We start from the raw sequence: 26,419 nt of genomic DNA on the forward strand, positions 1-26,419 counted from the left end.
GTGGTGGTGAAACGGGCCGACCCGCCGCCGGTGATGCCTTCCCGGACGACGACGTCAGGGCGTAACCCGTTCAGCTCGTCGGGTCATGAACGGCAGACGGTGATGACCTCCTCTCAGCCGGCGATGACCAACAATCAGACCGTGACTCGCCCGGCGGCCCGCACGGTGTCGGCGGATGATAAAGTCATTATCGCCATTGATGCTGGGCACGGCGGCCAGGATCCTGGCGCGATTGGCCCGAACGGCACCAAAGAGAAAAACGTGACTATCGCTATCGCGCGCAAGCTGCGGGCGTTACTGAACGCCGATCCGCAGTTTAAGCCGGTGCTGACCCGCGACGGGGATTACTTTATTTCGGTGATGGGCCGCTCTGACGTGGCGCGTAAGCAAAACGCCAATTTCCTCGTCTCTATCCATGCTGACGCCGCGCCAAACCGCGATGCCACTGGCGCCTCGGTGTGGGTGCTCTCGAACCGTCGCGCCAACAGCGAAATGGCCGGTTGGCTCGAGCAGCATGAGAAACAGTCTGAACTGCTCGGCGGTGCGGGCGATGTGCTGGCAAACAGCCAGGCCGACCCCTACCTGAGCCAGGCGGTGCTGGATCTGCAGTTTGGTCATTCCCAGCGCGTCGGCTACGATGTGGCGACCAACGTGCTGAGCCAGCTGCAGCGTATTGGCAACCTGCACAAACGCCGCCCGGAGCATGCCAGCCTTGGAGTGCTGCGCTCGCCGGACATCCCGTCGATCCTCGTGGAAACGGGCTTTATCAGTAACAACGGCGAAGAGCGGCTGCTGGGGAGCGATGATTACCAGGAGCAGATTGCGGAGGCGATTTATAACGGCTTACGCAACTACTTTATGCAGCATCCGCTGCAGTCGGCGCCTCGCGGCGAGGCGGCGCAGACCGCCAGCGCCGCGGCGCCGGGCGGGATGTTGATTAACTAAGGAGCAGGGGATGCCGATTCAGGTTCTGCCGCCGCAGCTCGCCAACCAGATTGCCGCCGGCGAGGTGGTGGAGCGGCCCGCGTCGGTGGTGAAAGAGCTGGTTGAGAACAGTCTTGATGCGGGCGCCACGCGGATTGACATTGATATCGAACGCGGCGGCGCGAAGCTTATTCGCATCCGCGATAACGGCAGCGGCATCAAAAAAGACGAGCTGGCGCTGGCCCTGGCTCGTCATGCGACCAGCAAGATCGCCTCGCTTGACGATCTGGAGGCCATTATTAGCCTCGGCTTTCGCGGCGAAGCGCTGGCCAGTATCAGTTCGGTAGCGCGCTTAACGCTGACTTCGCGCACGGCGGAGCAGCAGGAAGCCTGGCAGGCGTATGCTGAAGGCCGCGATCAGGCGGTGACGGTGAAGCCGGCGGCGCACCCGGTCGGTACCACTCTGGAAGTCCTCGATCTGTTCTATAACACCCCGGCGCGGCGCAAATTTATGCGCACCGAAAAGACCGAGTTCGGCCACATTGACGAGGTGGTGCGCCGCATTGCGCTGGCGCGCTTCGACGTCACTATCAACCTCAGCCATAACGGCAAGGTGATGCGCCAGTATCGGGGAGTCGCTCAGGATGGCCAGCGCGAGCGCCGGCTGGGGACAATTTGCGGCGCCGCTTTTCTCGAACATGCGCTGGCGATCGAGTGGCAGCATGGCGATCTGACCCTGCGCGGCTGGGTCGCCGATCCGCTGCATACCACCCCGGCGCTGGCGGAAATTCAGTATTGCTACGTTAACGGGCGGATGATGCGCGATCGGCTGATCAACCATGCTATCCGCCAGGCCTGTGAAGACAAGCTGGGGGCCGATCAGCAACCGGCGTTTGTGCTGTATCTGGAGATCGATCCCCATCAGGTGGATGTAAACGTCCACCCGGCCAAGCATGAGGTGCGTTTTCATCAGTCGCGCCTGGTGCACGACTTTATCTACCAGGGCGTACTGAGCGTACTGCAGCAGCAGCTTGACGCGCCGCTGGCGGAAAAAGACGACCCGCCGGCGCCGCGCCAGATGCCGGAGAACCGCATCGCCGCGGGAGGCAACCAGTTTGCGCGGCCAGCGGAAGCGCGGGAACCTGCGGCCCGCTTCAGCATCACGCCATCGCGTGAGCCTGCGGCCTCCAGCGCCAGGCCGGGCGGCGCGAGCTGGCCGCATGCGCAGCCGGGTTACCAGAAGCAGCAGGGAGCGCTTTATCGTCAACTGCTCGACACGCCAACGGCGCCAAAGCCAGCGTTGCAGCCTCCGGCGGCGGCAGAGTTGGCCGGTCACAGTCAGAGCTTTGGCAGAGTGCTGACGATTGTTGGCGGCGACTGCGCGCTGCTGGAGCGCGAGGGCGGTCTGGCGCTGCTGTCGTTGACCGTTGCCGAGCGCTGGCTGCGCCAGGCGCAGTTGACCCCGGGAGCGGAGGCGGTATGTGCTCAGCCGCTGCTGATCCCGCTGCGGTTAAAAGTTACGGAAGGGGAAAAACAGGCGCTGGCCGCCGCTCAGCCGGCGCTGGCGCAGCTAGGGATCGATGTGCATACCGATGCCCTGCACGTGACGGTGCGCGCGGTCCCTTTACCCTTAAGACAACAAAATTTACAAATCTTGATTCCTGAACTGATAGGCTACCTGGCGCAGCAAAACGCATTCGACGTCGGCAATATCGCCCAATGGATGGCGCGTAATCTGACGAGCGAACAGACGTCATGGAATATGGCGCAGGCGATTGCGCTGCTGGCGGACGTTGAGCGTCTTTGCCCGCAGCTGGTGAGAACGCCGCCGGGTGGCCTGTTACAACCTGTAGATCTCCATTCGGCGATGAATGCCCTGAAAGATGAATGATGTAACCGAGGCGAGCCTGCCCAAGGCAATTTTTTTAATGGGCCCGACGGCCTCCGGCAAAACCGCGCTGGCGATAGCCTTACGTAAAGTTTTGCCAGTAGAGTTGATTAGCGTTGATTCCGCCCTCATTTATCGGGGAATGGATATTGGCACCGCCAAACCGGATGCTGCGGAGCTTAGCGCTGCGCCGCATCGGCTGCTGGATATTTTGGATCCTGCGGAGGCCTATTCCGCGGCGGATTTTCGCCGCGATGCGCTGGCGGCGATGGCGGATATAGTCGCCGCCGGGCGAATTCCGCTGTTAGTCGGCGGAACGATGTTGTATTTCAAAGCGTTGCTGGAAGGATTGTCGCCCTTACCGTCGGCTGACCCAGAGGTCAGAGCGCGGATTGAGCAGCAGGCCGCAGAGCAGGGGTGGAATGCGTTACATCAGCAATTACAGGAGATCGATCCCGTGGCTGCTGCGCGTATTCATCCAAATGATCCGCAAAGGCTTTCCCGGGCACTGGAAGTTTTTTTCATTTCGGGTAAAACTTTAACGGAACTGACGCAAACGTCAGGAGACGCTCTGCCATATCAGGTGCATCAGTTCGCCATCGCCCCGGCGAGCCGTGAACTGCTCCATCAACGCATAGAACAGCGTTTTCATCAGATGTTAGCTTCAGGTTTTGAAGCAGAAGTACGGGCGCTTTTTGCCCGCGGAGATTTGCATACGGACATGCCTTCCATCCGTTGTGTCGGATACCGCCAGATGTGGTCATATCTCAATGGCGAGATCCCGTATGATGAGATGGTTTATCGAGGTGTTTGCGCCACGAGACAGTTAGCCAAACGTCAGGTCACCTGGCTGCGCGGTTGGGAAGGTGTGCACTGGTTAGACAGTGAACAACCTGAACAAGCGCTCAACAAAGTATTACAGGTTGTTGGTGCGAGCCAGAACTGAACGTGTACAATTAAACGGTATCGTGCGTAATTTTTTTGAGAATCGTAAGGTTCTGAGTACAAAACAAGCATACATATAAGGAAAAGAGAGAATGGCTAAGGGGCAATCTTTACAAGATCCGTTCCTGAACGCTTTGCGTCGGGAACGCGTTCCGGTTTCTATTTATTTGGTGAATGGTATCAAGCTGCAAGGGCAAATTGAGTCTTTCGATCAGTTCGTGATCCTGTTGAAGAACACGGTCAGCCAGATGGTCTATAAGCACGCAATTTCTACTGTTGTCCCGTCTCGCCCGGTGTCTCACCACAGCAACAATGCTGGCGGCGGTTCCAGTAACTATCACCACGGTGGTAGCGCGCAGGGTTCTTCTGCGCCGCAACAAGACAGCGACGACGCCGAATAAGGCCAGTGCTGTTTTTCCACGCCGGGGAGCCAGGTTTTCTGCGTTCCCCGCTGGTATTTTATAAGGGGTTTACGCTTGTTTGACCGTTATGACGCCGGTGAGCAGGCGGTACTGGTACACATCTATTTTTCGCAAGACAAAGATATGGAAGATCTCCAGGAGTTTGAAACTCTGGCCTCTTCCGCCGGTGTCGAAGCAATGCAGGTGATTACCGGTAGCCGTAAAGCACCGCACCCGAAGTATTTTGTTGGTGAAGGTAAGGCAGTCGAAATTGCGGAAGCCGTTAAAGCGACCGGCGCTTCGGTCGTGCTCTTCGATCATGCCCTGAGTCCGGCGCAAGAACGTAACCTGGAACGCCTGTGCGAATGCCGGGTTATCGATCGCACCGGTCTTATTTTAGATATTTTCGCCCAGCGCGCGCGCACCCATGAAGGGAAATTGCAGGTCGAGCTGGCGCAGCTGCGCCATATGGCGACTCGCCTTGTCCGCGGTTGGACCCACCTTGAAAGACAGAAGGGCGGGATTGGTTTGCGTGGCCCGGGTGAAACCCAGCTCGAAACCGACCGCCGTTTATTGCGTAACCGTATCATGCAGATCCTGTCGCGGCTGGAAAAAGTCGAGAAACAGCGCGAGCAGGGGCGGCGGTCGCGTGCGAAAGCCGATATTCCTACCGTGTCGCTGGTGGGCTATACCAACGCTGGAAAATCAACGCTCTTTAACCAGATCACTGCCGCCGAGGTCTATGCCGCGAACCAGCTGTTCGCCACCCTGGACCCGACGCTGCGCCGCATTGACGTCCCTGACGTCGGCGAAACGGTGCTGGCCGATACCGTCGGCTTTATTCGCCACCTGCCGCACGATCTGGTAGCCGCGTTTAAAGCGACGTTGCAGGAGACGCGTCAGGCGACGCTGCTGCTGCATGTGATTGACGCGGCGGATGTCCGCGTGCAGGAAAACATTGATGCGGTAAATACGGTTCTCGCTGAAATTGAGGCCGATGAGATCCCGGCGCTGCTGGTGATGAACAAAATCGACATGCTTGACGATTTTGAACCGCGCATCGATCGCGACGATGAAAATAAACCGATTCGGGTCTGGCTTTCAGCCCAGACCGGGGTTGGCGTACCACTGCTTTTTCAGGCATTAACGGAGCGTCTTTCCGGTGAAGTGGCCCAGCATACGCTGCGCTTACCGCCGAAAGAAGGGCGACTGAGAAGCCGTTTCTATCAGCTTCAGGCGATAGAAAAAGAGTGGATGGAGGATGACGGCAGCGTGAGTCTGCAGGTGCGCATGCCGATCGTTGACTGGCGGCGCCTCTGTAAGCAAGAGCCAACGCTTGTTGACTATGTGGTTTAACCTTGCAGCTTGCCTGAAGATATTGACCCCTGTGGGGATATCAAAAACAAATATGGAGCATATACATGGCGTGGAATCAGCCCGGTAATAACGGACAGGACCGCGACCCGTGGGGGAGCAGCAAACCTGGCGGCAACTCTGAGGGAAATGGCAATAAAGGCGGTCGCGAGCAGGGGCCGCCGGATCTGGATGATATCTTCCGCAAGTTAAGTAAAAAACTTGGCGGGCTCGGCGGCGGCAAGGGCGGACTGGGCGGCGGCAATAGCGCGCAGGGGCCTCGCGGACCGATGGGCGGGCGTATTGTCGGCATCGTTGCCGCGGCGGCAGTGATTATCTGGGCGGCCAGCGGTTTCTATACCATTAAAGAGGCCGAGCGCGGCGTGGTCACCCGTTTTGGCAAGTTCAGCCATCTGGTTGAGCCTGGCCTGAACTGGAAACCGACCTTTATCGATAACGTTCAGGCGGTGAACGTGGAGTCGGTGCGCGAACTTGCGGCTTCCGGCGTCATGCTGACCTCTGACGAAAACGTGGTGCGCGTTGAGATGAACGTGCAGTACCGCGTCACCGATCCGGAGCGCTATCTGTTTAGCGTGACCAGCGCGGACGACAGTCTGCGTCAGGCCACCGACAGCGCGCTGCGCGGCGTGATCGGCAAATACACCATGGATCGCATTCTGACCGAAGGTCGTACCGTGATCCGTAGCGATACCCAGCGTGAGCTGGAAGAGACGATTCGCCCGTACAACATGGGTATCACTCTGCTGGACGTCAACTTCCAGACGGCGCGTCCGCCGGAAGAGGTGAAGGCCGCGTTTGACGATGCCATTGCCGCGCGTGAGAACGAGCAGCAGTACATTCGTGAAGCGGAAGCGTATACCAACGAAGTCCAGCCGCGGGCGAATGGTCAGGCGCAGCGTATCCTCGAAGAGGCACGCGCCTATAAGACCCAGACCGTTCTGGAAGCCCAGGGTGAAGTGGCTCGCTTTGCGAAGATCCTGCCGGAATACAAAGCCGCGCCGGAAATTACCCGCGAGCGTCTGTATATCGAAACCATGGAAAAAGTGCTGAGCCACACCCGTAAAGTGCTGGTCAATGACAGCAAAAACGGCAATCTGATGGTTCTGCCGCTGGATCAGATGCTGAAAGGCGCCGCTGCGCCGGCAGCAAAGAGCGATAGTAGTGACGCCAGCGATCTGCTGCGCCTGCCGCCAGCATCCAGCTCAAGCAGCGCCAGCACCTCATCAACCTCGAGCTCAACCGGGGGTAGCATTATGGACCAACGCCGCGCTAACGCGCAGCGTAACGACTACCAGCGTCAGGGGGAATAACGATGCGTAAATCTGTTATCGCGATCATTGTCATCGTGCTGGTAGTGCTCTACATGTCTGTCTTTGTCGTAAAAGAAGGCGAGCGCGGTATCACGCTGCGTTTCGGTAAAGTTCTGCGCGACGACGAAAACAAGCCGCTGGTGTATGCGCCAGGCCTGCACTTCAAGATCCCGTTTATCGAATCGGTGAAGATGCTGGATGCGCGTATTCAGACCATGGACAACCAGGCTGACCGTTTCGTTACTAAAGAGAAGAAAGACCTGATCGTCGACTCCTATATCAAGTGGCGCATCAGCGACTTCAGCCGTTACTACCTGGCAACCGGCGGCGGCGACGTCTCCCAGGCCGAGGTACTGCTGAAGCGTAAATTCTCTGACCGTCTGCGTTCTGAAATTGGTCGTCTGGATGTGAAAGATATCGTCACCGACTCCCGTGGTCGCCTGACCCTGGAAGTGCGCGATGCGCTGAACTCGGGTTCGGCCGGTACGGAAGATGAGGTTAGCACCCCGGCGGCTGACGACGCGATTGCTAAAGCGGCAGAGCGTGTGGAAGCCGAAACCAACGGTAAAGTGCAGGTGATCAACCCGAACAGTATGGCGGCGCTGGGTATCGAAGTTGTCGACGTACGTATCAAACAGATCAACCTGCCGGCAGAAGTGTCGGAAGCGATTTATAACCGTATGCGCGCGGAGCGTGAAGCGGTTGCTCGTCGCCATCGTTCACAGGGTCAGGAAGAGGCGGAAAAACTGCGCGCGACTGCGGACTATGAAGTCACCAAGACGCTGGCGGAAGCCGAGCGCCAGGGCCGTATCCTGCGTGGTGAAGGTGATGCGGAATCAGCGAAACTGTTTGCCGACGCGTTCAGCCAGGATCCAGGCTTCTACTCCTTTATCCGTAGCCTGCGTGCCTATGAGAAGAGCTTCCAGAGCAATCAGGATGTGATGGTCCTGAGTCCGGACAGCGATTTCTTCCGCTATATGCGTTCACCGGATTCGGCGCGTAAATAAGCCGGAGAAGGTGTAAACCTGAAGTAATAATGCGAAAAGGCGCCTGAAACAGGCGCCTTTTTTCATGCTGCGAGGGCGGGAATTAGTTGCCGAGTAGCTTGTTCAGCAGGCCGCCGATCACCGGCAGGCCTGCCAGCGCACTTTCGATGGTGCCGCCGATAGTCGACCCAACGCTTTCGCCCAGGGTTTTGCCCAGGTCCGGCGCCAGGTCGGCCAGATTGAGGGTGCCAAGCAGTGGCAGGTTAATGCTCAGGGCATCAGTGCCCATCGTCCATGCGGCTGCGCCGACCTTGCTGCCTAAGGCCGCCAGACCATCCTGTAACCAGCCTGCGCCGCTCACATTTTCGATTTCAAATGCGGTTAATTCTCTCATCATAATCTTCCTGATTAAGTAGACGTACCGGGTTGTAGTACGCGATGGCATAGTTACAATTTAAAAAATATCCAGCAATACAATTAGTTGTGAATTTTGTTTCACCTTTCCGGTTCATAATGAAGCTGAAATACGGGACAATGTGAAATGAGGGAATGAATTCACCATGCTGGCCGAGACGCCCGCGAGGGCGGCAATGATACTTTTCAATTAGGGTTGACGATGAACTCCACCATTTGGCTGGCGCTGGCGCTGGTTTTAGTACTTGAAGGGCTTGGCCCGCTGCTTTATCCGCGCGCCTGGCGCAAGATGGTAGCCAGCCTGAGCCAGCTACCGGATAATTTATTGCGTCGTTTTGGCGGCGGACTTGTGGTTGCCGGGATTGTGATCTACTACATGTTGAGGAAATCGATTGGCTGATCAAAAAGTGGTCGGATTTGCCTTATTTTGGATGCAAAAAGTGCTGTAACTCTGAAAAAGCGATGGTAGAATCCATTTTTAAGCAAACGGTGATTTTGAAAAATGGGTAACAACGTCGTCGTACTGGGCACCCAATGGGGTGACGAAGGTAAAGGGAAGATCGTCGATCTCCTGACTGAACGGGCTAAATATGTTGTGCGCTACCAGGGTGGTCACAACGCCGGCCATACTCTCGTAATCAACGGTGAAAAAACCGTTCTCCATCTTATTCCATCAGGCATTCTGCGTGAAAACGTCACCAGCATCATCGGTAACGGCGTCGTGCTGTCTCCGGCCGCGCTGATGAAAGAGATGAAGGGCCTGGAAGACCGTGGTATCCCGGTTCGCGAGCGTCTGCTGCTCTCTGAAGCCTGCCCGCTTATCCTTGACTATCACGTGGCGCTGGACGTGGCGCGTGAAAAAGCGCGTGGCGCGAAAGCGATCGGCACTACCGGTCGCGGCATTGGCCCGGCTTACGAAGATAAAGTCGCTCGTCGCGGTCTGCGCGTTGGCGATCTGTTCGATAAAGCAACCTTCGCCGATAAACTGAAAGAAGTGATGGAATATCACAACTTCCAGCTGGTGAACTTCTACAAAGCAGAAGCGGTTGACTACCAGAAAGTGCTGGACGATGTGATGGCGATTGCCGACATCCTGACCAGCATGGTGGTGGACGTATCCGACCTGCTGGATCAGGCGCGTCAGCGCGGCGACTTCGTGATGTTCGAAGGCGCGCAGGGTACGCTGCTGGATATCGACCATGGTACCTACCCGTACGTTACGTCCTCTAACACCACCGCAGGTGGCGTGGCGACCGGCTCCGGCCTGGGCCCGCGTTATGTGGATTACGTTCTCGGTATCATTAAAGCGTACTCAACTCGCGTCGGTGCAGGTCCGTTCCCGACCGAGCTGTTTGATGAAACTGGCGAGTTCCTCTGCAAGCAGGGTAACGAATTCGGCGCCACCACCGGCCGTCGTCGTCGTACCGGCTGGCTGGATGCGGTCGCAGTCCGTCGCGCGGTGCAGATTAACTCCCTGTCCGGCTTCTGCCTGACTAAACTGGACGTCCTCGACGGCCTGAAAGAAGTGAAAATCTGCGTTGGCTACCGTATGCCGGATGGCCGCGAAGTGACCACCACTCCGCTGGCTGCCGATAACTGGGAAGGTATCGAGCCTATCTACGAAACCATGCCGGGCTGGTCCGAAACCACCTTCGGCGTGAAAGAGCGCAGCGGCCTGCCGCAGGCAGCCCTGAACTACATCCAGCGTATTGAAGAGCTGACCGGCGTGCCGGTGGATATCATCTCTACCGGTCCAGACCGTACCGAGACTATGATTCTGCGCGATCCGTTCGACGCGTAATCACTCTCAAGGGGCGCCGTTCGGGCGCCCTTGTTTTTGCTGTTCGCCCGCCCCATTTCAAATAAATTAGCGGCCTGAGCGCTGGCTGGTTTATCATCAATAATAATGATGTCGCTCGACATACCCTGTTTTCTTTTCCCTGAGGTTTATGTGCAGTTAACGAGTTTCACCGATTACGGACTACGCGCGCTGATTTATATGGCGTCGCTGCCGGAAGGACGAATGACCAGTATCTCGGAAGTGACCGAGGTCTATGGCGTCTCCCGTAATCATATGGTTAAAATAATCAATCAGTTAAGTCGCATGGGCTACGTGACTGCCGTGCGGGGGAAGAACGGGGGCATTCGCCTCGGCAAACCAGCAGGACAGATCCGCGTCGGTGACGTGGTGCGTGACCTTGAACCCTTATCGCTGGTCAACTGCAGCAGCGAGTTTTGCCACATTACACCAGCCTGTCGTCTGAAACAGGCACTAGCTGAAGCCGCGCAGAGTTTTCTCAAGGAACTGGATAACTATACGCTGGCTGATTTGGTTGAGAAGAATCAACCGCTTTATAAATTATTGCTGGTGGAGTGACGCCACTCTACCGGAGATGACAACGGAGGAACCGATATGTCACAAGATCCATTCCAGGAACGCGAAGCTGAGAAGTACGCGAACCCTATCCCGAGCCGGGAATTTATCCTCGAACATTTAACTAAACGGGAAAAGCCTGCCAGCCGCGATGAGCTGGCCATCGAGTTAAATATCGAGGGCGAAGAGCAAACCGAAGCGCTGCGCCGCCGCCTGCGCGCGATGGAGCGCGACGGTCAGCTGGTCTTCACCCGCCGCCAGTGCTATGCCCTGCCGGAACGCCTCGATCTCCTCAAAGGAACCGTTATTGGCCACCGCGATGGCTATGGTTTCCTGCGCGTTGAAGGGCGCAAAGACGATCTGTACCTGTCGTCAGAACAGATGAAAACCTGTATTCACGGCGACCAGGTGCTGGCTCAGCCGCTGGGCGCGGACCGTAAGGGCCGCCGCGAAGCGCGCATCGTCCGCGTCCTCGTGCCGAAAACCAGCCAGATAGTTGGCCGTTACTTCACCGACGCTGGCGTCGGCTTTGTCGTCCCGGACGACAGCCGCCTGAGCTTCGATATCCTGATCCCGCCGGAAGAGATAATGGGCGCGCGGATGGGCTACGTGGTCGTGGTCGAGCTGACCCAGCGACCAACCCGCCGCACCAAAGCGGTGGGTAAAATCGTCGAAGTGCTGGGCGACAACATGGGCACCGGCATGGCCGTCGATATGGCGCTGCGTACCCATGAAATTCCTTATGTCTGGCCGCCGGCGGTGGAAAAACAGGTTTCCGGTCTCAAAGAACAGGTGCCGGAAGAGGCGAAGGCCGGCCGCGTCGATTTACGCTCGCTGCCGCTGGTTACCATTGACGGCGAAGATGCCCGCGACTTCGATGACGCGGTGTACTGCGAGAAGAAACGCGGCGGCGGCTGGCGCCTGTGGGTAGCCATTGCCGACGTCAGCTACTACGTGCGCCCGGGGACGCCGCTGGATGCGGAAGCGCGCAGTCGTGGCACCTCGGTCTACTTCCCGTCGCAGGTAGTGCCGATGCTGCCGGAAGTGCTGTCTAACGGTCTATGCTCGCTGAACCCGCAGGTCGATCGCCTGTGTATGGTGTGCGAGATGACGATTTCGTCAAAAGGCCGTCTGACCGGGTATAAATTCTATGAAGCGGTGATGAGTTCACATGCTCGCCTGACCTACACCAAAGTGTGGCATATGCTGCAGGGTGACCAGGAACTGCGCGAACACTACGCGCCGCTGGTGAAGCACATTGAAGAGCTGCATAACCTCTACAACGTGCTGGAGAGCGCCCGCGAAGAGCGCGGCGGTATCTCATTTGAAAGTGAAGAAGCTAAATTCATCTTCAATGCCGAACGCCGTATTGAGCGTATCGAACAGACTCAGCGTAACGATGCGCATAAGCTGATTGAAGAGTGCATGATCCTGGCGAACATCTCCGCCGCGCGCTTCGTTGAGAAGGCGCAGGAGCCGGCGCTGTTCCGTATCCATGATAAGCCAACCACCGAAGCGATTACCTCCTTCCGTACCGTGCTGGCTGAGCTGGGACTGGAGCTGCCTGGCGGCAACAAGCCGGAGCCGCGTGATTACGCAGAGCTGCTAACCTCCATCGCCGATCGCCCGGATGCGGAAATGCTGCAGACGATGCTCCTGCGCTCCATGAAGCAGGCGGTCTACGATCCGGAAAACCGCGGTCACTTTGGCCTGGCGCTGCAGTCATACGCCCACTTCACCTCGCCGATTCGTCGTTACCCGGACCTGTCGCTGCACCGCGCTATCAAGTATCTGCTGGCCAAAGAGCAGGGACATAAAGGCAACAGCACCGAGACCGGCGGCTGGCACTACAGCATGGAAGAGATGCTCCAGCTGGGTCAGCACTGTTCGATGACCGAGCGCCGCGCCGACGAAGCGACGCGCGAAGTGTCTGACTGGCTGAAGTGCGACTTCATGCAGGATCAGGTGGGCAACATCTTCTCCGGCGTGATCGCCAGCGTGACCGGCTTTGGCTTCTTCGTCCGCCTGAACGATCTGTTTATCGACGGTCTGGTGCATGTTTCCAGCCTGGATAACGACTATTATCGTTTCGATCAGGTGGGGCAGCGTCTCATTGGTGAGTCCGGCGGCCAGACCTATCGCCTGGGCGACCGCGTGGAAGTCCGTGTGGAAGCGGTCAACATGGACGAGCGGAAAATCGACTTTACCCTGATCTCCAGCGAGCGTGCGCCGCGTAATGTCGGCAAGACCGCCCGTGAGAAAGCGAAAAAGAGTACCTCTGGCAAGCCGGGCGGCCGTCGCCGCCAGGTGGGTAAGCAGGTAAACTTCGAGCCGGACAGCGCTTTCCGTAAAGAGAAAGAGACCGCCCGACCGAAGAAAGAGAAAAAAGCGAAAAAACCGTCGGCGAAAACACAGAAAATCGCCGCCGCGACGAAAGCCAAGCGCGCGGCAAAGAAGAAGATCGCCGAGTGATTGACCTCCCTTCACCCTGAAGTCTGCTGACGCAGGATGGGGTGAAGGGGGCAGATAACAGAACCTAAAACGAGTACATCAATGAGTGAAATGATTTACGGCATCCATGCGGTGCAGGCACTGCTGGAGCGCGCACCTGAGCGTTTTCAGGAAGTTTATATTCTGAAAGGCCGTGAGGATAAGCGCTTGCTGCCGCTGATCCATGCCCTGGAAGCGCAGGGCGTGGTGATTCAGCTGGCCAACCGTCAGTTTCTTGATGAGAAGAGCGAAGGCGCTGTGCACCAGGGGATCATTGCCCGCGTGAAGCCGGGGCGTCAGTATCAGGAGAACGATCTGCCGGATCTGCTGGCGCAGCTCGATCAACCGTTCCTGCTGATCCTCGACGGCGTAACCGATCCGCACAACCTCGGCGCCTGCCTGCGTAGCGCTGACGCCGCCGGCGTGCATGCGGTGATCGTGCCAAAAGATCGTTCCGCTCAGTTGAATGCGACGGCGAAGAAAGTGGCCTGCGGCGCGGCGGAGAACGTCCCGCTGATCCGCGTCACCAACCTGGCGCGCACCATGCGTCTGCTGCAGGAAGAGAACGTCTGGATCGTCGGAACCGCAGGGGAAGCCGACCATACGCTGTTCCAGAGCAAAATGACCGGCCCGATGGCGCTGGTGATGGGCGCGGAAGGCGAAGGCATGCGTCGTCTGACCCGCGAACACTGTGATGAATTGATCAGCATCCCGATGGCGGGCAGCGTCTCCTCGCTGAACGTCTCGGTGGCTACCGGCATCTGTCTGTTTGAAGCAGTACGCCAGCGCAGCTAAGCTGAACCATCGACGAATCAAAAAAAAGCCATCCTCCGGGATGGCTTTTTTGTGACCGCTCTCGCGGGCGAGTATCCCTCCGGATAACCATACTTATGGCTATCGCCATTGATGGAGGGAGACACGATGCACTGGCAAACGCACACCGTTTTTAATCAACCCACCCCGCTGAATAACAGCAATCTGTTTCTGTCCGATACCGCTCTGCGTGAAGCCGTGGTCCGCGAAGGCGCCGGCTGGGATGGCGATCTGCTCGCCAGCATTGGCCAGCAGCTGGGGACAGCCGAATCGCTGGAGCTGGGACGCCTGGCCAACAGCAATCCGCCGGAGCTGCTGCGCTATGACGCCACCGGCGCCCGGCTGGACGACGTGCGCTTTCATCCCGCCTGGCACCTGCTGATGCAGGGGCTGTGCGCGAACCGGGTACATAACCTCGCCTGGCAGGAGGATGCCCGCGAAGGCGCGTTTGTCGCCCGCGCCGCCCGCTTTCTGCTCCATGCCCAGGTGGAGGCCGGGACGTTGTGCCCGATTACCATGACCTTCGCCGCGACGCCCCTGCTGCAGCACGCCCTGCCCGCGCCCTTTCGCGACTGGCTGTCGCCACTGCTGAGCGACCGTTACGATCCGCACCTTGCGCCTGGCGGCCAGAAGCGCGGCCTGCTGATCGGCATGGGGATGACCGAGAAGCAAGGGGGGTCTGATGTGCTGAGCAATACCACTCGCGCGGAGAAAACGGCGGAAGGGTTTTACCGACTGGTGGGACACAAGTGGTTCTTCTCGGTGCCGCAGAGCGATGCTCACCTGGTGCTGGCTCAGGCTCCGGCGGGGCTCTCATGCTTCTTTGTGCCGCGTCTGCTGCCCGACGGGCAGCGTAACGGCGTGCGTCTTGAACGCTTAAAAGAGAAGCTCGGCAACCGCTCCAACGCCAGTAGCGAAGTGGAGTTTTATGAGGCCTGCGGCTGGCTGGTGGGCGACGAAGGCGACGGCGTGCGGCAGATCCTCAGGATGGGCGGCCTGACCCGCTTTGACTGCGCGCTGGGCAGCCATGCCCTGATGCGTCGCGCCTTCTCGGTGGCGCTGTATCACGCGCTACAGCGTCAGGCGTTTGGCAAAAACCTGGTCGAACAGCCGATGATGCGCCAGCTGCTGGGGCAAATGGCGCTCCGTCTGGAGGGGCAGACCGCGTTTCTGTTTCGCCTGGCGCGGGCCTGGGACCGTCGGGATGATGCCCGGGAAAGCGCCTGGGCGCGCCTGTTTACGCCTGCGGCCAAGTTTGCCATCTGTAAGGCCGGTATCCCGTTTGTCGCCGAGGCGATGGAAGTGCTGGGCGGCATCGGCTATTGCGAGGAGAGCGAACTCCCGCGCCTCTACCGTGAGATGCCGGTCAACAGCATCTGGGAAGGCTCCGGCAATATTATGTGCCTCGATGTGATGCGGGTGCTCAGCAAGCAGCCGGCGGCGATGGAGCTGCTGGCCGCGGAGTGTGCGGAGGTGAAAGGACAGAACCGCCATCTCGACCGCGCATGGCGTCAGCTGCAGCAACTGCTGAAACGACCCGCCGAAGAGCAGGGGAGAGAGATTGCCCGGCTGGTCTATCGTCTTGGCGCGGGGGCGCAGATGCTGCGCCATGCTTCGCCGCCGCTGGCCGAAGCCTGGTGCCGGATGATGCTCGACACCCGCGGCGGCATACGTCTTGACGCGCCGACCCTCGACGACCTGCTGCTGCGGGCTATGGGGCGCGGGCGCCAGGCGCCTCAGGCGTAGAGAATGGCCTGCACGCGCCAGCTGTCCGGCTGTTGTTCCTCGTACATCTGAATAATGCGATACCAGGAGGCGCCTTGCTCGTCTGCTTTGCGGGCAATGGCGTGCTCTACATCCTGTTGGCTACCGGAAAGATTAGTGACGGAGATCAGACCGATTTCATTCAGGCCAGTGACGCAATCCGCGCTGGCGAATTCGGCTGACTGCGCGGACGTATTGGCCGTCGCAGCGGTTAACAGCAGGCTGGATAGGGTAAAAGATCGTTTCATCGTCAGCTCCATTTCACGTAGTCCCAAGGGCAGTCCGTTGCTAACGTCCTGCCAGGTGGCTGGCCGAACGTTATTATGCACAGGAGAACGTGAATGGACGCAAAGCTGTGTAAAGCAGATTTAAAGACGCCGCCTCGTTATCGACGATAGAGGATCGCCTGCGAATACCACTGGCCGGGTACCATGGTGTCATCGATCATGATGATGACGTAGTAATCGGCTTTGGCTGCTTCTGCTTTGGCCTTCAGCGCCGCTTCGACATCCATCGGCGAACCGTACATCAGTACGCTCACCGTGGCCATTTTCTGCAGGCCAGCCGTCTGGTAGCGCTGGATCTCCTGCGGATGGTCGGTGGCGGGCGGCGGGGCTTCCGGCGTTCCCTGCAGGGCGCTACACCCGCTGAGGACGATAGCCAGTAACCACGGTGAAAACCTGCGCATAACCATATCTCGTTTCCTGATAGTGATAGTGTAGTGGTAGCCTTAACAGGATTGCCGGGGAATGTTCCCGAACTGTTATCTCTGACGCGATTTTCGAATGAAAATGTTGTGAAAGCGTAACCGGGTTCTCAACATTATGAATCGTAGCAAACTGGGTTGCCTGGTGAATGAATTTTCCCATGACGCCTAACCACGATAGAGAAGGAAGACGATAAATGATTGCACTAGAAATGCGCAACCTCGGCGGTGGTGAAATTTTACATGCCTGTCCGCAGGAGAGTCTGGATAAGCCCTTGCCCTGTATCGTCTTTTATCATGGCTTTACCTCGTCGAAGCTGGTCTACAGCTACTTTGCGGTGGCGCTGGCCGAGGCCGGATTCCGGGTGATCATGCCGGACGCGCCGGAGCATGGGGCGCGCTATCAGGGCGATGAGGCCGGGCGGATGCAGCGCTTCTGGCCGATTCTGCAGCAGAATTTCAGGGAGTTTCCTGCGCTGCGCGAGGCGATAATCGCTGAAGGATGGCTGGAAGGGGAGCGGCTGGCGGTGGCGGGCGCTTCGATGGGGGGAATGACGGCGTTGGGCATCATGACGCATCACCCCGAGCTGAACAGCGTCGCCTGTCTGATGGGGTCGGGCTATTTTCGTTCCCTGTCGCAAACCCTGTTCCCCTCGCCTGATTTTGATGTCGATAGCCTCAACGAATGGGATGTCAGCCATCAGCTGGCGTCCCTTGCCCGGCGACCGCTGCTGCTCTGGCATGGCGATGCCGATGACGTGGTGCCGCCGGAAGAAACCTTTCGACTAGAGCAGGCGCTCCGGCAGGCTGACCTTGCCGCCAGGCTGACCTGCGTCTGGCAGAAAGGGGTCCGCCATCGCATTACGCCAGAGGCGCTGGCTACCACGGTCGCCTTTTTTCAGCAGCACCTTTAAACGCGGATTACGCTGACGCCCTGATCCTCAAGCTGTTTGAGGATCGCGGCATCGGCCTGTTTGCCGGTGATCACCACGTCTATTTGTCCGGCCTGGCTGAATAGCATCCCGGCGCGCTCGCCGATCTTGCTGCTGTCGACCAGCACCGCCAGTTTGCCGACCACGTTAAGCATTTTTTGCTCGGCCATGGCGGTCAACATATCCGTTTTGTAGAGGCCTTCGGCGGTGAGCCCTTTGCCGCTGGTAAACATCCAGTGTCCGGCATAGAGGCTGTTCTCGCTACCGTGGGGGCTGAGGGTGATGGCGTGGCTGCGGTTGTACTGGCCGCCCATGATAATCACGCTGTCATGCTCCTGGTCGATCAGGTAGTTAGCCAGCGGCAGATAGTTGGTGATGATCTGCACCGGTTTGCCGCACAGTTCCCGACCCAACAGAAAGGCGGTGGAGCCGCAGTTAATGACGATGCTCTCACCCGGCGCGATCAGTTGCGAAGCGGCGCGTGCAATACGCACTTTTTCATCCAGATTTTGCGCCTGGTGGATGTTCATCGGCGTCCAGCGGGGGCGCTGTTCGCTAATGGCTTCCGCGCCATTACGAACCTTTTTCAGTTTGCCGCTTTCATCCAGCTTGTTGATATCACGTCGGGCGGTAGCGGGTGAGATCCCGAGCCGCGACATCACCTGCTCCACGGTAACAAACCCCGTTTGGGCGAGCAGATCCAGCAGAATTTGGTGCCTTTGCGCTTCCGTCATGAGCGAATCCGATTAAAAGTGAACGGCAAAGATGATATTTGAAATCATGTGAAAATACTAACCCTGCGGCGGGGTATTTCCGGCAGGCAGGGCCTGCCGGCGGCGACTTACAGGAAGGATTTGAAAGGCAGATCCGGCTCAATGGTAAAGCAATCGTCGAAACCGCGCGGGTAGTGATATTCGAAATTGTCTTTATCCAGCGGCCAGGTAAATTTGCCGCCGACCTGCCAGATAAACGGCTTGAAGCCGTACTTCAGACGATCCTTTTTCATCTCCCACAGAACGCGGATCTCCTGCGGATCGGCCTGAAAGTTTGACCAGATATCATGGTGGAACGGGATCACAACTTTGGCGTTGAGCGACTCTGCCATGCGCAGGATATCGGCGCTGGTCATTTTGTCGGTGATCCCGCGCGGGTTCTCGCCATACGAGCCGAGGGCGACGTCAATCCGATGCTCGTTGCCATGCTTCGCGTAGTAGTTGGAGTAGTGGGAATCGCCGCTGTGGTACAGGTTGCCGCCCGGTGTTTTAAACAGGTAGTTGACCGCGCGCTGGTCCATGCCGTCCGGCAGTACGCCAGCGGCTTTTTGGTCCGCCGGGAGGGTGATCAGCGCGGTGCGATCGAACGCATCGAGCGCATGGATCTCAATGTCTTTGATCTTCACGACATCGCCAGGTTTCATGACGATACAGCGCGCTTTCGGCACGCCCCAACCGATCCACAGGTCGACGCAGGTTTTCGGGCCGATAAACGGCACATCGGCCGGGCAGTTCTGCATGACGGCGGCGGCGACGTTGACGTCAATATGATCGTTGTGATCGTGGGTCGCGAGGACCGCGTCAATCTGGCGAATGGCGAACGGATCCAGCACGAACGGCGTGGTGCGCAGGTTAGGCTGTAATTTTTTCACGCCTGCCATCCGCTGCATCTGGTGGCCGGTTTTCATCAGCGGATTGCCGTGGCTCTGTTTGCCAGTGCCGCACCAGAAATCGACGCAGACGTTAGCCCCGCCTTCGGATTTTAACCAGATACCGGTACAGCCGAGCCACCACATGGCGAAGGTGCCGGGCGCAACCTGCTCCTGCTCAATCTCTTCATTCAGCCAGCTGCCCCATTCCGGAAAGGTGTTCAGGATCCATGATTCACGGGTGATGGTCTGTACTTTACTCATCGTGCTCTTCCTCGTATTTTCAATAGTAATCAAATTTTGATTGGTTTTGATTTATGTTGTCACTGGATTTTCAAGATTGCAATCTTGTTTTCCATCAATTTTACGAAGATATGCGCATCACCTCTCAGGGGGTCCAGCATCCATAAAGGTTGTGCTTTTCTTTATCTATATGATTTGAAAATGTTTAATTATATTTCGGCGCTACTGATCGGCAATAGTCACAATGAAATAGAGGATTATTGCGGCGCGCGTCACATTTAATCAAATTCAATCTTGTTGTGATTATTTTTGATTATTAGAGTGGGCAGCGAGAAATGCTGAGCGTAAGGCGCGTTCAGCGCCTTCACCATCGGGAGTGTGTTATGGCAATCCTCTACAACATCTTTACCGTTTTCTTTAATCAGGTGATGACCAATGCCCCGCTGCTGCTGGGTATCGTCACCTGCCTGGGCTATATCCTGCTGCGCAAAAGCGTCAGCGTGATTATTAAAGGCACGATCAAAACCATTATCGGCTTCATGCTGTTACAGGCCGGCTCCGGCATCCTCACCAGCACTTTTAAACCGGTGGTGGCGAAAATGTCAGAGGTGTACGGCATCAACGGCGCGATCTCTGACACCTATGCCTCGATGATGGCGACCATCGACCGGATGGGCGAGGCCTATAGCTGGGTGGGCTACGCGGTGCTGCTGGCGCTGGCGCTCAACATCTGTTACGTCCTGCTGCGCCGGATAACCGGCATCCGCACCATCATGCTGACTGGCCATATCATGTTTCAGCAGGCGGGGCTGATCGCCGTCTCGTTCTTTATCTTTGGTTACGGAATGTGGACGACCATCATCTGTACCGCCGTGCTGGTCTCCCTGTACTGGGGTATCACCTCCAACATGATGTTCAAGCCGACTCAGCTGGTCACCGACGGCTGCGGCTTCTCCATCGGTCACCAGCAGCAGTTTGCCTCGTGGATTGCCTACAAAGTGGCGCCGTATCTGGGGAAAAAAGAGGAGAGTGTGGAAGACCTCAAGCTGCCAGGCTGGCTCAATATCTTCCACGACAACATCGTTTCCACCGCGATTGTCATGACCATTTTCTTTGGCGCGATCCTGCTTTCCTTTGGTATTGACGTCGTGCAGACGATGGCGGGGAAAACCCACTGGACGGTCTATATCCTGCAGACCGGTTTCTCCTTCGCGGTGGCCATTTTCATCATTACCCAGGGCGTGCGGATGTTCGTCGCCGAACTGTCCGAAGCCTTCAACGGTATCTCGCAACGCCTGATCCCCGGCGCGGTGCTGGCGATTGACTGCGCCGCGATCTATAGCTTTGCGCCGAATGCGGTGGTGTGGGGCTTTATGTGGGGCACCATCGGCCAGCTGATTGCCGTCGGCATTCTGGTTGGCATTGGCTCTTCAATTCTGATTATTCCGGGCTTTATCCCGATGTTCTTCTCCAACGCGACGATTGGCGTCTTTGCCAACCACTTCGGCGGCTGGCGCGCGGCGCTCAAGATCTGCCTGGTGATGGGCATGGTTGAAATTTTCGGTTGCGTGTGGGCGGTGAAGCTCACCGGTATGAGCGCCTGGATGGGAATGGCGGACTGGTCGATTCTGGCGCCGCCGATGATGCAGGGCTTCGCCTCCATCGGGCTGGCGTTTATGGCCGTCATCATCCTGATTGCTCTCGCTTATATGTTCTTCGCTGGCCGCGCGCTGCGCGCCGAAGAAGACGCGGAAAAACAACTGGCAGAAGCCTCTGCCCAATAAGGAGTTCTGATTATGACCGTACGTATTCTGGCTGTGTGTGGTAACGGGCAAGGCAGTTCCATGATCATGAAAATGAAAGTGGATCAGTTCCTGACGCAATCCAATATCGACCACACGGTGAACAGCTGCGCGGTGGGTGAATACAAAAGCGAACTAAACGGCGCGGATATCATCATCGCTTCAACCCATATCGCGGGGGAGATTACCGTCTCCGGCAATAAACACGTGGTGGGGGTGCGTAATATGCTTTCCCCCGCGGATTTCGGGCCAAAGCTGCTGGAGGTGATTAAAGCTCATTTCCCGCAGGACGTGAAATAAGGAGCGGCCATGAAACTCCATGAATCACTGGCGCAGAATCACTCCATTCGCCTGCAGGCGGAAGCGGAAACCTGGCAGGAGGCGGTGAAAATCGGCGTCGATCTGCTGGTGGCCGCCGACGTGGTGGAGCCGCGCTACTACCAGGCAATCCTCGACGGCGTCGCGCAGCACGGCCCCTATTTTGTGATCGCTCCGGGATTAGCCATGCCGCACGGGCGGCCGGAAGAGGGCGTCAAAAAAACCGGCTTTGCGCTGGTCACGCTAAAGAAACCGCTGATTTTCAACCACGAAGATAACGACCCGGTCGACATCCTGATCACCATGGCGGCGGTTGACGCCACCACCCACCAGGAAGTGGGCATCATGCAGATCGTTAACCTGTTTGATGACGAAGCCAATTTCGACCGTTTACGCGCCTGCCGCAGTGAGCAGGAAGTGCTGGATTTAATCAAAAACGCCACCGCGGCGGCTGTTTAAAAGGAACACTATCATGTCATTACCTATGTTACAGGTCGCCCTGGACAACCAAACGCTGGCCAGCGCTTATGAAACAACCCGTCTGATCGCCGAAGAGGTAGATATCATTGAAGTCGGCACTATCCTCTGCGTCGGTGAAGGTGTACGCGCGGTGCGCGATCTGAAAGCGCTGTATCCGCATAAAATCGTGCTGGCGGACGCCAAAATTGCCGATGCCGGCAAGATCCTGTCGCGGATGTGCTTCGAAGCCAACGCCGACTGGGTCACAGTGATCTGCTGCGCCGATATCAACACCGCCAAAGGGGCGCTGGACGTCGCCAAAGAGTTCAACGGCGATGTGCAAATTGAGCTGACCGGCTTCTGGACCTGGGAGCAGGCGCAGGCGTGGCGCGAGGCGGGTATTCAGCAGGTGGTCTATCACCGCAGCCGCGACGCGCAGGCGGCAGGCGTGGCGTGGAGTGAGGCGGATATCAGCGCGATTAAGCGTCTGTCTGATATGGGCTTCAAAGTGACCGTCACCGGCGGGCTGGCGCTGGAAGACCTGCCGCTGTTTGCCGGGATCCCTGTTCACGTCTTTATTGCCGGACGCAGCATCCGCGATGCCGCCTCGCCGGTGGAAGCGGCGCGCCAGTTTAAACGCTCTATCGCCCAGCTGTGGGGTTAAGGAGCGACTATGTTGGCGAAATCCATTCCGCTCGGCATCTATGAAAAAGCGCTCCCCGCCGGGGAGTGCTGGCTGGAGCGGCTAAAGCTTGCAAAAGCGCTGGGCTTTGATTTCGTTGAGATGTCTCTCGATGAAACGGACGCCCGCCTTGCGCGGCTGGACTGGAGCCCGGAGCAGCGTCTGGCGCTGGTCAAGGCGGTGGCTGAAACCGGCGTCCGGGTGCCGTCGATGTGCCTTAGCGCCCATCGCCGTTTTCCGCTGGGTAGCGAAGACGACGCGGTGCGGCATCAGGGACTGGAGATCATGCGTAAAGCCATCCGCCTGGCGCAGGATGTGGGGATTCGGGTGATCCAGCTGGCAGGCTACGACGTCTATTACCAGCAGGCGAACGATGAGACGCGCCGCCGCTTTCGCGACGGCTTGAAACAGAGCGTCGAGATGGCCAGCCGAGCCCAGGTAACCCTGGCGATGGAGATCATGGACTACCCGCTGATGAACTCGATCAGTAAAGCGCTGGGCTATGCCCATTACCTGAATAATCCGTGGTTCCAGCTTTACCCGGATATCGGCAATCTGTCGGCGTGGGATAACGACGTCCAGATGGAGCTGAAGGCGGGGAGCGGGCATATCGTGGCGGTACACGTCAAAGACACAAAGCCCGGCGTCTTTAAAAACGTGCCGTTCGGCGAAGGGGTGGTCGATTTTGAACGCTGCTTCGAAACGCTCAAGCAGACCGGCTACTGCGGACCGTACCTGATTGAGATGTGGAGCGAAACCAGCGCTGACCCGCTGGCGGAGGTGGCGAAGGCGCGTGACTGGGTGAAGGCGCGGATGGCCCGCGCGGGCCTGATGGAGGCGGCATAATGCAACAGCTGAAACAGCAGGTGTTCGAGGCCAATATGGATCTGCCGCGCTACGGCCTGGTGACCTTTACCTGGGGTAACGTTAGCGCCATTGATCGGCAGCGTGGGCTGGTGGTGATTAAGCCCAGCGGCATCGCCTACGAGTCAATGACCGTCGATGACATGTCGGTGGTTGATCTGCAGGGGCACGTGGTGGAAGGGCGCTGGCGTCCCTCCTCTGATACCGCCACCCATCTGGCGCTCTATCGCCGTTATCCCGACCTTGGCGGGGTGGTGCATACCCATTCGACGCACGCCACCGCCTGGGCGCAGGCGGGGCTGGCGATCCCGGCGCTCGGCACCACCCATGCGGACTACTTCTTCGGCGATATTCCCTGCACCCGGGCGCTTAGCGCACAGGAGGTGGACGAGGCCTACGAGCTGAACACCGGGCAGGTGATTATCGAAACGCTGGGTGAGGCCAATCCGCTGCATACGCCGGGGATCGTCGTCTATCAGCACGGGCCATTTGCCTGGGGCAAAGACGCCCACGAGGCGGTACACAACGCGGTGGTGATGGAAGAGGTGGCGCGCATGGCGTGGATTGCCCGCGGCATTAATCCGCAGTTGCAGCCCATCGATAGCTGGCTGATGAATAAGCATTTTCAGCGTAAGCATGGGCCAAACGCCTACTATGGGCAAAAGTAGATAGCGCGCTCCGGGGCTTTCACCCCTCACGGTGAAGCAACTGGTCTGGCCCCGGAGCCGTTTTTAATCCTGACGATAGGCCGACGGCATCACGCGCATGCCGATGAGCGTGACCACGCAAATTATCGCCCCAGCGTAAAACGTCGAGGCGGCGCCGAAGGTTTCCCACAGTACCCCCGCGCCGGTGCTGGCCAGCAGCAGAGCCAGGCCACTCATCAGATTAAACATACCGAACGCCGTGCCGCGTAGCTCCGGTGGCGCCGTATGGGCGACCATCGCCGCCAGCAGGCCCTGGGTCATTCCCATATGAATCCCCCACAGCGCGACGCCGATCAGCAGCGTGCTCCAGTGGCCGCTGAGCGCCAGCACGATATCGGCGAGGATCAGCACCAGCAGCCCCCACTGCAGCAGTTTGCTGTGGCTCATGCTGTCTGAGAGTTTACCGAACGGGTAAGCCGTGAGGCTGTAGACCAGGTTCATCGCCACCATCACCAGCGGGATGGTATAGAGCGGGATCTCCATCTGCTGGGCGCGCAGCACCAGAAAGGCTTCGCTGAAGCGGGCGAGGGTGAAAATGCTGCCGATCGCGACCACCCACCAGTAGGCGGCGGAGAGCTTTTTCAGGTTTTCGCGCTTCAGCGGATTGCTGCGTTTGTGCGCGATGGCGGATTTTGGCTCCTGTAGGCCGAATCCGAGCAGGAGAATGGAGAGCACGCCGGGAATGACCGCCACCCAGAAAATAGCGTGAAAATCGTTGGCCCAGATAAACATCAGCAGCACCGCCAGCAGCGGGCCGAGAAAGGCGCCGACGGTATCCAGCGCCTGGCGTAGTCCGTAGGCGGCGCCGCGGATCTCCGGCGGGGTGACGTCGGCGACCAGCGCATCGCGCGGCGCGCCGCGAATACCTTTGCCTACGCGGTCAATCATGCGGGCGCTAAACACCACCCCGGCGGTAGGGGCGATGGCAAACAGCGGCTTACTGAGCGCGCCCAGGCCGTAGCCCAGCAGCGCCAGTCCTTTACGCTTGCCGACATAGTCGCTGATCGCGCCGGAGAAGACCTTCAGGATCAGGGCGGTGGCTTCCGCCAGTCCCTCGATAAGACCGATAATTATCACGCTGGCGCCGAGGGTAGTGGCCATAAACAGCGGTAAGAGGCTGTGGATCATCTCGGAGGAGACATCCATCAGCAGGCTGACGCCGCCGAGTACCCAAACGCCTTTGGGGATACGGCCTAAGGTGGCGAAACGCGGAACCATCAATCACTCCTGATTATCAAATGGCGAGTGGCTGATTAAATCAGGTTGCGATGACGCTGGTAAGTCGGTTTGTAAAATAATTCTCAATTGCGTTTAGGCGCAGACCTCGCTTCGCCCCTCGCGAGGAGAGGCGAAGAATCGGGCAGGCGTTAGCGGTATATCACCGCGCTGGCGCGAAGCGGGCCGTTGGTTTCGGGTTCGTGCATCAGGATAGGCTGAAAGTATTTCGCCCCCTGCGCATCGCTCATCTGGCTAAGGGCCTGTTCGGCCTCGTGCTCAGTGGCCATATTGTGATTGATATAGATAACGCCGAGGCTCTGCACGTCGTCCATGTTGCGGGCCTGACGTTCGGTGATTTGGATAGCTGCCAGCGCGTTGGCGCTGAAGAAAAGCGCAGCCATCATGGCGATGATTTTCAGTTTCATATACTACGCTCCTGACTGACAGTCCTGACGCTGACTCGGGGCTCTCCTGTGGTCGTTGGGCTTTGATATAAGTGTAATCGCTGCGCGTTCATCGCATGGCGACCTTTTCTGATGCAGTTGTTCAAAAAAATGCCGCTTCCTTTATTGGTTAATTTTAAATCACCCACTTAGCCCAGCTTGGCGCTTAGTGCGAATTATTTGTGCAAATGCGCTTGTGTTCCTGAGGGGCCGCCATTAGAATGACGCGTCAATTTTTCAGCCGCCCTTTAACACGTTCCTTGCCTCCATGGGCCGCGGCTGACCCAGACAGGAGGCTGAATAATCCGTAAGGAGCAATTCGATGCGTCATTACGAAATCGTTTTTATGGTCCATCCTGACCAGAGCGAACAGGTTCCGGGCATGATCGAACGTTACACTGGTGCAATTACTGCAGCAGCAGGTACGATCCACCGTCTGGAAGACTGGGGCCGCCGTCAGCTGGCTTATCCGATCAACAAACTGCACAAAGCTCACTACGTTCTGATGAACGTTGAAGCGCCGCAGGAAGCGATCGATGAGCTGGAAACTAACTTCCGCTTCAACGACGCCGTTATCCGCAGCATGGTAATGCGTACTAAGCACGCTGTTACCGAAGCATCTCCGATGGTTAAAGCGAAAGACGAGCGCCGTGAGCGTCGCGAAGATTTCGCCAACGAAACCGCAGATGATTCTGAAGCTGGGGATTCTGAAGAGTAATC

The 26,419-nt window shown here is 58.0% G+C and carries 28 protein-coding genes; 21 read left to right on the forward strand and 7 right to left on the reverse strand.

Going from position 1 to position 26,419, the window contains the following annotated elements:
• The 7 genes from amiB to hflC all read left to right on the forward strand — a co-directional run.
• Positions 1-945: N-acetylmuramoyl-L-alanine amidase AmiB (gene amiB / locus BHE81_RS24880; protein ID WP_228268729.1), on the forward strand; the 945-nt coding region annotated here is incomplete at its 5' end.
• A gap of 10 nt (positions 946-955) precedes the next feature.
• Entirely contained in the window at positions 956-2,815 is a 1,860-nt protein-coding gene (mutL, locus tag BHE81_RS24885; RefSeq protein WP_023302379.1) for a DNA mismatch repair endonuclease MutL, read from the forward strand.
• Complete coding sequence (miaA, locus tag BHE81_RS24890) at positions 2,808-3,758, forward strand: tRNA (adenosine(37)-N6)-dimethylallyltransferase MiaA (protein WP_002885652.1); 951 nt, start codon at positions 2,808-2,810, stop codon at positions 3,756-3,758. Before mutL ends, miaA begins: the two co-directional genes overlap by 8 nt.
• A 91-nt stretch (positions 3,759-3,849) precedes the next feature.
• Positions 3,850-4,158: an RNA chaperone Hfq gene (gene hfq / locus BHE81_RS24895; RefSeq protein WP_002885659.1), complete on the forward strand. Its 309-nt coding sequence runs from the start codon at positions 3,850-3,852 to the stop codon at positions 4,156-4,158.
• 75 nt (positions 4,159-4,233) lie between these two features.
• Positions 4,234-5,514, forward strand: coding sequence for a ribosome rescue GTPase HflX (hflX, locus tag BHE81_RS24900; RefSeq protein WP_004146725.1), 1,281 nt, complete (start codon positions 4,234-4,236; stop codon positions 5,512-5,514).
• 65 nt (positions 5,515-5,579) lie between these two features.
• Positions 5,580-6,842 (forward strand): FtsH protease activity modulator HflK, encoded by a 1,263-nt coding sequence (gene hflK / locus BHE81_RS24905; protein WP_004146726.1) that lies wholly within the window; start codon positions 5,580-5,582, stop codon positions 6,840-6,842.
• A gap of 2 nt (positions 6,843-6,844) precedes the next feature.
• Positions 6,845-7,849, forward strand: coding sequence for a protease modulator HflC (gene hflC, locus BHE81_RS24910; protein ID WP_002885662.1), 1,005 nt, complete (start codon positions 6,845-6,847; stop codon positions 7,847-7,849).
• A gap of 82 nt (positions 7,850-7,931) precedes the next feature.
• Here hflC and BHE81_RS24915 read toward each other — a convergent pair whose 3' ends face one another.
• Positions 7,932-8,222 (reverse strand): hypothetical protein, encoded by a 291-nt coding sequence (locus tag BHE81_RS24915; RefSeq protein WP_002885663.1) that lies wholly within the window; start codon positions 8,220-8,222, stop codon positions 7,932-7,934.
• A 222-nt stretch (positions 8,223-8,444) separates the two neighbouring features.
• Here BHE81_RS24915 and BHE81_RS24920 point away from each other — a divergent pair, with 222 nt between their 5' ends.
• The 6 genes from BHE81_RS24920 (at position 8,445) to BHE81_RS24945 (ending at position 15,665) form a co-directional block, all read left to right on the forward strand.
• Positions 8,445-8,642, forward strand: a complete 198-nt coding sequence (locus BHE81_RS24920; protein ID WP_002885664.1) for a DUF2065 domain-containing protein — start codon at positions 8,445-8,447, stop codon at positions 8,640-8,642.
• Between the two features lie 102 nt (positions 8,643-8,744).
• Positions 8,745-10,043, forward strand: a complete 1,299-nt coding sequence (locus BHE81_RS24925) for an adenylosuccinate synthase (protein WP_002885665.1) — start codon at positions 8,745-8,747, stop codon at positions 10,041-10,043.
• Between the two features lie 150 nt (positions 10,044-10,193).
• Positions 10,194-10,619, forward strand: coding sequence for a nitric oxide-sensing transcriptional repressor NsrR (nsrR, locus tag BHE81_RS24930; protein ID WP_002885667.1), 426 nt, complete (start codon positions 10,194-10,196; stop codon positions 10,617-10,619).
• A 36-nt stretch (positions 10,620-10,655) separates the two neighbouring features.
• Positions 10,656-13,088, forward strand: a complete 2,433-nt coding sequence (gene rnr / locus BHE81_RS24935) for a ribonuclease R (protein WP_023302380.1) — start codon at positions 10,656-10,658, stop codon at positions 13,086-13,088.
• A gap of 81 nt (positions 13,089-13,169) precedes the next feature.
• Positions 13,170-13,901 carry a 23S rRNA (guanosine(2251)-2'-O)-methyltransferase RlmB gene (rlmB, locus tag BHE81_RS24940; protein ID WP_002885669.1) on the forward strand — a complete coding sequence of 244 codons (732 nt, stop codon included), beginning with the start codon at positions 13,170-13,172 and terminating at the stop codon, positions 13,899-13,901.
• Between the two features lie 126 nt (positions 13,902-14,027).
• Positions 14,028-15,665: an isovaleryl-CoA dehydrogenase gene (locus BHE81_RS24945; RefSeq protein ID WP_004178342.1), complete on the forward strand. Its 1,638-nt coding sequence runs from the start codon at positions 14,028-14,030 to the stop codon at positions 15,663-15,665.
• On the opposite strand, the gene yjfN is transcribed toward BHE81_RS24945, so the two are convergent.
• Both yjfN and bsmA read right to left on the reverse strand, forming a co-directional pair.
• Positions 15,656-15,931, reverse strand: coding sequence for a DUF1471 family protease activator YjfN (gene yjfN, locus BHE81_RS24950; protein WP_002885673.1), 276 nt, complete (start codon positions 15,929-15,931; stop codon positions 15,656-15,658). The genes BHE81_RS24945 and yjfN overlap by 10 nt on opposite strands.
• 137 nt (positions 15,932-16,068) lie before the next feature.
• Positions 16,069-16,377: a biofilm peroxide resistance protein BsmA gene (gene bsmA / locus BHE81_RS24955; RefSeq protein WP_002885674.1), complete on the reverse strand. Its 309-nt coding sequence runs from the start codon at positions 16,375-16,377 to the stop codon at positions 16,069-16,071.
• A gap of 209 nt (positions 16,378-16,586) precedes the next feature.
• On the opposite strand from bsmA, the gene yjfP reads away from it, so the two are divergent.
• A complete protein-coding gene (yjfP, locus tag BHE81_RS24960) occupies positions 16,587-17,303 on the forward strand; it encodes an esterase (protein WP_004178343.1) in 717 nt (238 codons plus the stop codon).
• On the opposite strand, the gene ulaR is transcribed toward yjfP, so the two are convergent.
• On the reverse strand, positions 17,300-18,055 hold the full coding sequence (ulaR, locus tag BHE81_RS24965) for an HTH-type transcriptional regulator UlaR (protein WP_004177697.1): 756 nt from the start codon (positions 18,053-18,055) through the stop codon (positions 17,300-17,302). The genes yjfP and ulaR overlap by 4 nt on opposite strands.
• A 107-nt stretch (positions 18,056-18,162) precedes the next feature.
• Complete coding sequence (gene ulaG / locus BHE81_RS24970; RefSeq protein WP_004194176.1) at positions 18,163-19,227, reverse strand: L-ascorbate 6-phosphate lactonase; 1,065 nt, start codon at positions 19,225-19,227, stop codon at positions 18,163-18,165.
• 362 nt (positions 19,228-19,589) lie between these two features.
• Here ulaG and ulaA point away from each other — a divergent pair, with 362 nt between their 5' ends.
• Genes ulaA through BHE81_RS25000 form a run of 6 tightly spaced genes read left to right on the forward strand, consistent with a single transcriptional unit; the run spans position 19,590 to position 23,999 of the window.
• Positions 19,590-20,990: a PTS ascorbate transporter subunit IIC gene (ulaA, locus tag BHE81_RS24975; protein WP_019704708.1), complete on the forward strand. Its 1,401-nt coding sequence runs from the start codon at positions 19,590-19,592 to the stop codon at positions 20,988-20,990.
• 12 nt (positions 20,991-21,002) lie between these two features.
• Positions 21,003-21,308 (forward strand): PTS ascorbate transporter subunit IIB, encoded by a 306-nt coding sequence (gene ulaB / locus BHE81_RS24980; RefSeq protein WP_002885682.1) that lies wholly within the window; start codon positions 21,003-21,005, stop codon positions 21,306-21,308.
• Between the two features lie 9 nt (positions 21,309-21,317).
• The gene (gene ulaC, locus BHE81_RS24985) at positions 21,318-21,785 is read left to right on the forward strand and encodes a PTS ascorbate transporter subunit IIA (RefSeq protein ID WP_002885683.1); all 468 of its coding nucleotides are present in this window, start codon (positions 21,318-21,320) and stop codon (positions 21,783-21,785) included.
• A 13-nt stretch (positions 21,786-21,798) separates the two neighbouring features.
• Entirely contained in the window at positions 21,799-22,449 is a 651-nt protein-coding gene (gene ulaD, locus BHE81_RS24990; protein ID WP_002885684.1) for a 3-keto-L-gulonate-6-phosphate decarboxylase UlaD, read from the forward strand.
• A gap of 9 nt (positions 22,450-22,458) precedes the next feature.
• Complete coding sequence (locus tag BHE81_RS24995) at positions 22,459-23,313, forward strand: L-ribulose-5-phosphate 3-epimerase (RefSeq protein ID WP_002885686.1); 855 nt, start codon at positions 22,459-22,461, stop codon at positions 23,311-23,313.
• Positions 23,313-23,999 (forward strand): L-ribulose-5-phosphate 4-epimerase, encoded by a 687-nt coding sequence (locus BHE81_RS25000; protein WP_002885687.1) that lies wholly within the window; start codon positions 23,313-23,315, stop codon positions 23,997-23,999. The genes BHE81_RS24995 and BHE81_RS25000 overlap by 1 nt, the downstream gene beginning before the upstream one ends.
• A gap of 63 nt (positions 24,000-24,062) precedes the next feature.
• Here BHE81_RS25000 and BHE81_RS25005 read toward each other — a convergent pair whose 3' ends face one another.
• Both BHE81_RS25005 and BHE81_RS25010 read right to left on the reverse strand, forming a co-directional pair.
• A complete protein-coding gene (locus tag BHE81_RS25005) occupies positions 24,063-25,256 on the reverse strand; it encodes an MFS transporter (RefSeq protein ID WP_004872725.1) in 1,194 nt (397 codons plus the stop codon).
• A 149-nt stretch (positions 25,257-25,405) separates the two neighbouring features.
• Positions 25,406-25,681: a DUF1471 domain-containing protein gene (locus tag BHE81_RS25010; protein WP_002885689.1), complete on the reverse strand. Its 276-nt coding sequence runs from the start codon at positions 25,679-25,681 to the stop codon at positions 25,406-25,408.
• A 340-nt stretch (positions 25,682-26,021) separates the two neighbouring features.
• Here BHE81_RS25010 and rpsF point away from each other — a divergent pair, with 340 nt between their 5' ends.
• Positions 26,022-26,417, forward strand: coding sequence for a 30S ribosomal protein S6 (gene rpsF, locus BHE81_RS25015; RefSeq protein ID WP_002885691.1), 396 nt, complete (start codon positions 26,022-26,024; stop codon positions 26,415-26,417).
• The last annotated feature ends 2 nt before the right edge of the window (positions 26,418-26,419 follow it).

Origin of the sequence: Klebsiella sp. AqSCr, assembly GCF_008452795.1 — a bacterium.
GTDB lineage: Bacteria > Pseudomonadota > Gammaproteobacteria > Enterobacterales > Enterobacteriaceae > Klebsiella > Klebsiella pneumoniae.

What these genes read in the sequence shown, in the direction of transcription:
- mutL (WP_023302379.1), top strand. Translation starts at nt 956, where the DNA reads ATGCCGATTCAGGTTCTGCCGCCGCAGCTCGCCAACCAGATTGCCGCC.
- miaA (WP_002885652.1), top strand. Translation starts at nt 2,808, where the DNA reads ATGAATGATGTAACCGAGGCGAGCCTGCCCAAGGCAATTTTTTTAATG.
- hfq (WP_002885659.1), top strand. Translation starts at nt 3,850, where the DNA reads ATGGCTAAGGGGCAATCTTTACAAGATCCGTTCCTGAACGCTTTGCGT.
- hflK (WP_004146726.1), top strand. Translation starts at nt 5,580, where the DNA reads ATGGCGTGGAATCAGCCCGGTAATAACGGACAGGACCGCGACCCGTGG.
- hflC (WP_002885662.1), top strand. Translation starts at nt 6,845, where the DNA reads ATGCGTAAATCTGTTATCGCGATCATTGTCATCGTGCTGGTAGTGCTC.
- BHE81_RS24915 (WP_002885663.1), bottom strand. Translation starts at nt 8,222, where the DNA reads ATGAGAGAATTAACCGCATTTGAAATCGAAAATGTGAGCGGCGCAGGC.
- BHE81_RS24920 (WP_002885664.1), top strand. Translation starts at nt 8,445, where the DNA reads ATGAACTCCACCATTTGGCTGGCGCTGGCGCTGGTTTTAGTACTTGAA.
- BHE81_RS24925 (WP_002885665.1), top strand. Translation starts at nt 8,745, where the DNA reads ATGGGTAACAACGTCGTCGTACTGGGCACCCAATGGGGTGACGAAGGT.
- rnr (WP_023302380.1), top strand. Translation starts at nt 10,656, where the DNA reads ATGTCACAAGATCCATTCCAGGAACGCGAAGCTGAGAAGTACGCGAAC.
- rlmB (WP_002885669.1), top strand. Translation starts at nt 13,170, where the DNA reads ATGAGTGAAATGATTTACGGCATCCATGCGGTGCAGGCACTGCTGGAG.
- BHE81_RS24945 (WP_004178342.1), top strand. Translation starts at nt 14,028, where the DNA reads ATGCACTGGCAAACGCACACCGTTTTTAATCAACCCACCCCGCTGAAT.
- yjfN (WP_002885673.1), bottom strand. Translation starts at nt 15,931, where the DNA reads ATGAAACGATCTTTTACCCTATCCAGCCTGCTGTTAACCGCTGCGACG.
- bsmA (WP_002885674.1), bottom strand. Translation starts at nt 16,377, where the DNA reads ATGGTTATGCGCAGGTTTTCACCGTGGTTACTGGCTATCGTCCTCAGC.
- yjfP (WP_004178343.1), top strand. Translation starts at nt 16,587, where the DNA reads ATGATTGCACTAGAAATGCGCAACCTCGGCGGTGGTGAAATTTTACAT.
- ulaR (WP_004177697.1), bottom strand. Translation starts at nt 18,055, where the DNA reads ATGACGGAAGCGCAAAGGCACCAAATTCTGCTGGATCTGCTCGCCCAA.
- ulaG (WP_004194176.1), bottom strand. Translation starts at nt 19,227, where the DNA reads ATGAGTAAAGTACAGACCATCACCCGTGAATCATGGATCCTGAACACC.
- ulaA (WP_019704708.1), top strand. Translation starts at nt 19,590, where the DNA reads ATGGCAATCCTCTACAACATCTTTACCGTTTTCTTTAATCAGGTGATG.
- ulaB (WP_002885682.1), top strand. Translation starts at nt 21,003, where the DNA reads ATGACCGTACGTATTCTGGCTGTGTGTGGTAACGGGCAAGGCAGTTCC.
- ulaC (WP_002885683.1), top strand. Translation starts at nt 21,318, where the DNA reads ATGAAACTCCATGAATCACTGGCGCAGAATCACTCCATTCGCCTGCAG.
- ulaD (WP_002885684.1), top strand. Translation starts at nt 21,799, where the DNA reads ATGTCATTACCTATGTTACAGGTCGCCCTGGACAACCAAACGCTGGCC.
- BHE81_RS24995 (WP_002885686.1), top strand. Translation starts at nt 22,459, where the DNA reads ATGTTGGCGAAATCCATTCCGCTCGGCATCTATGAAAAAGCGCTCCCC.
- BHE81_RS25000 (WP_002885687.1), top strand. Translation starts at nt 23,313, where the DNA reads ATGCAACAGCTGAAACAGCAGGTGTTCGAGGCCAATATGGATCTGCCG.
- BHE81_RS25005 (WP_004872725.1), bottom strand. Translation starts at nt 25,256, where the DNA reads ATGGTTCCGCGTTTCGCCACCTTAGGCCGTATCCCCAAAGGCGTTTGG.
- BHE81_RS25010 (WP_002885689.1), bottom strand. Translation starts at nt 25,681, where the DNA reads ATGAAACTGAAAATCATCGCCATGATGGCTGCGCTTTTCTTCAGCGCC.
- rpsF (WP_002885691.1), top strand. Translation starts at nt 26,022, where the DNA reads ATGCGTCATTACGAAATCGTTTTTATGGTCCATCCTGACCAGAGCGAA.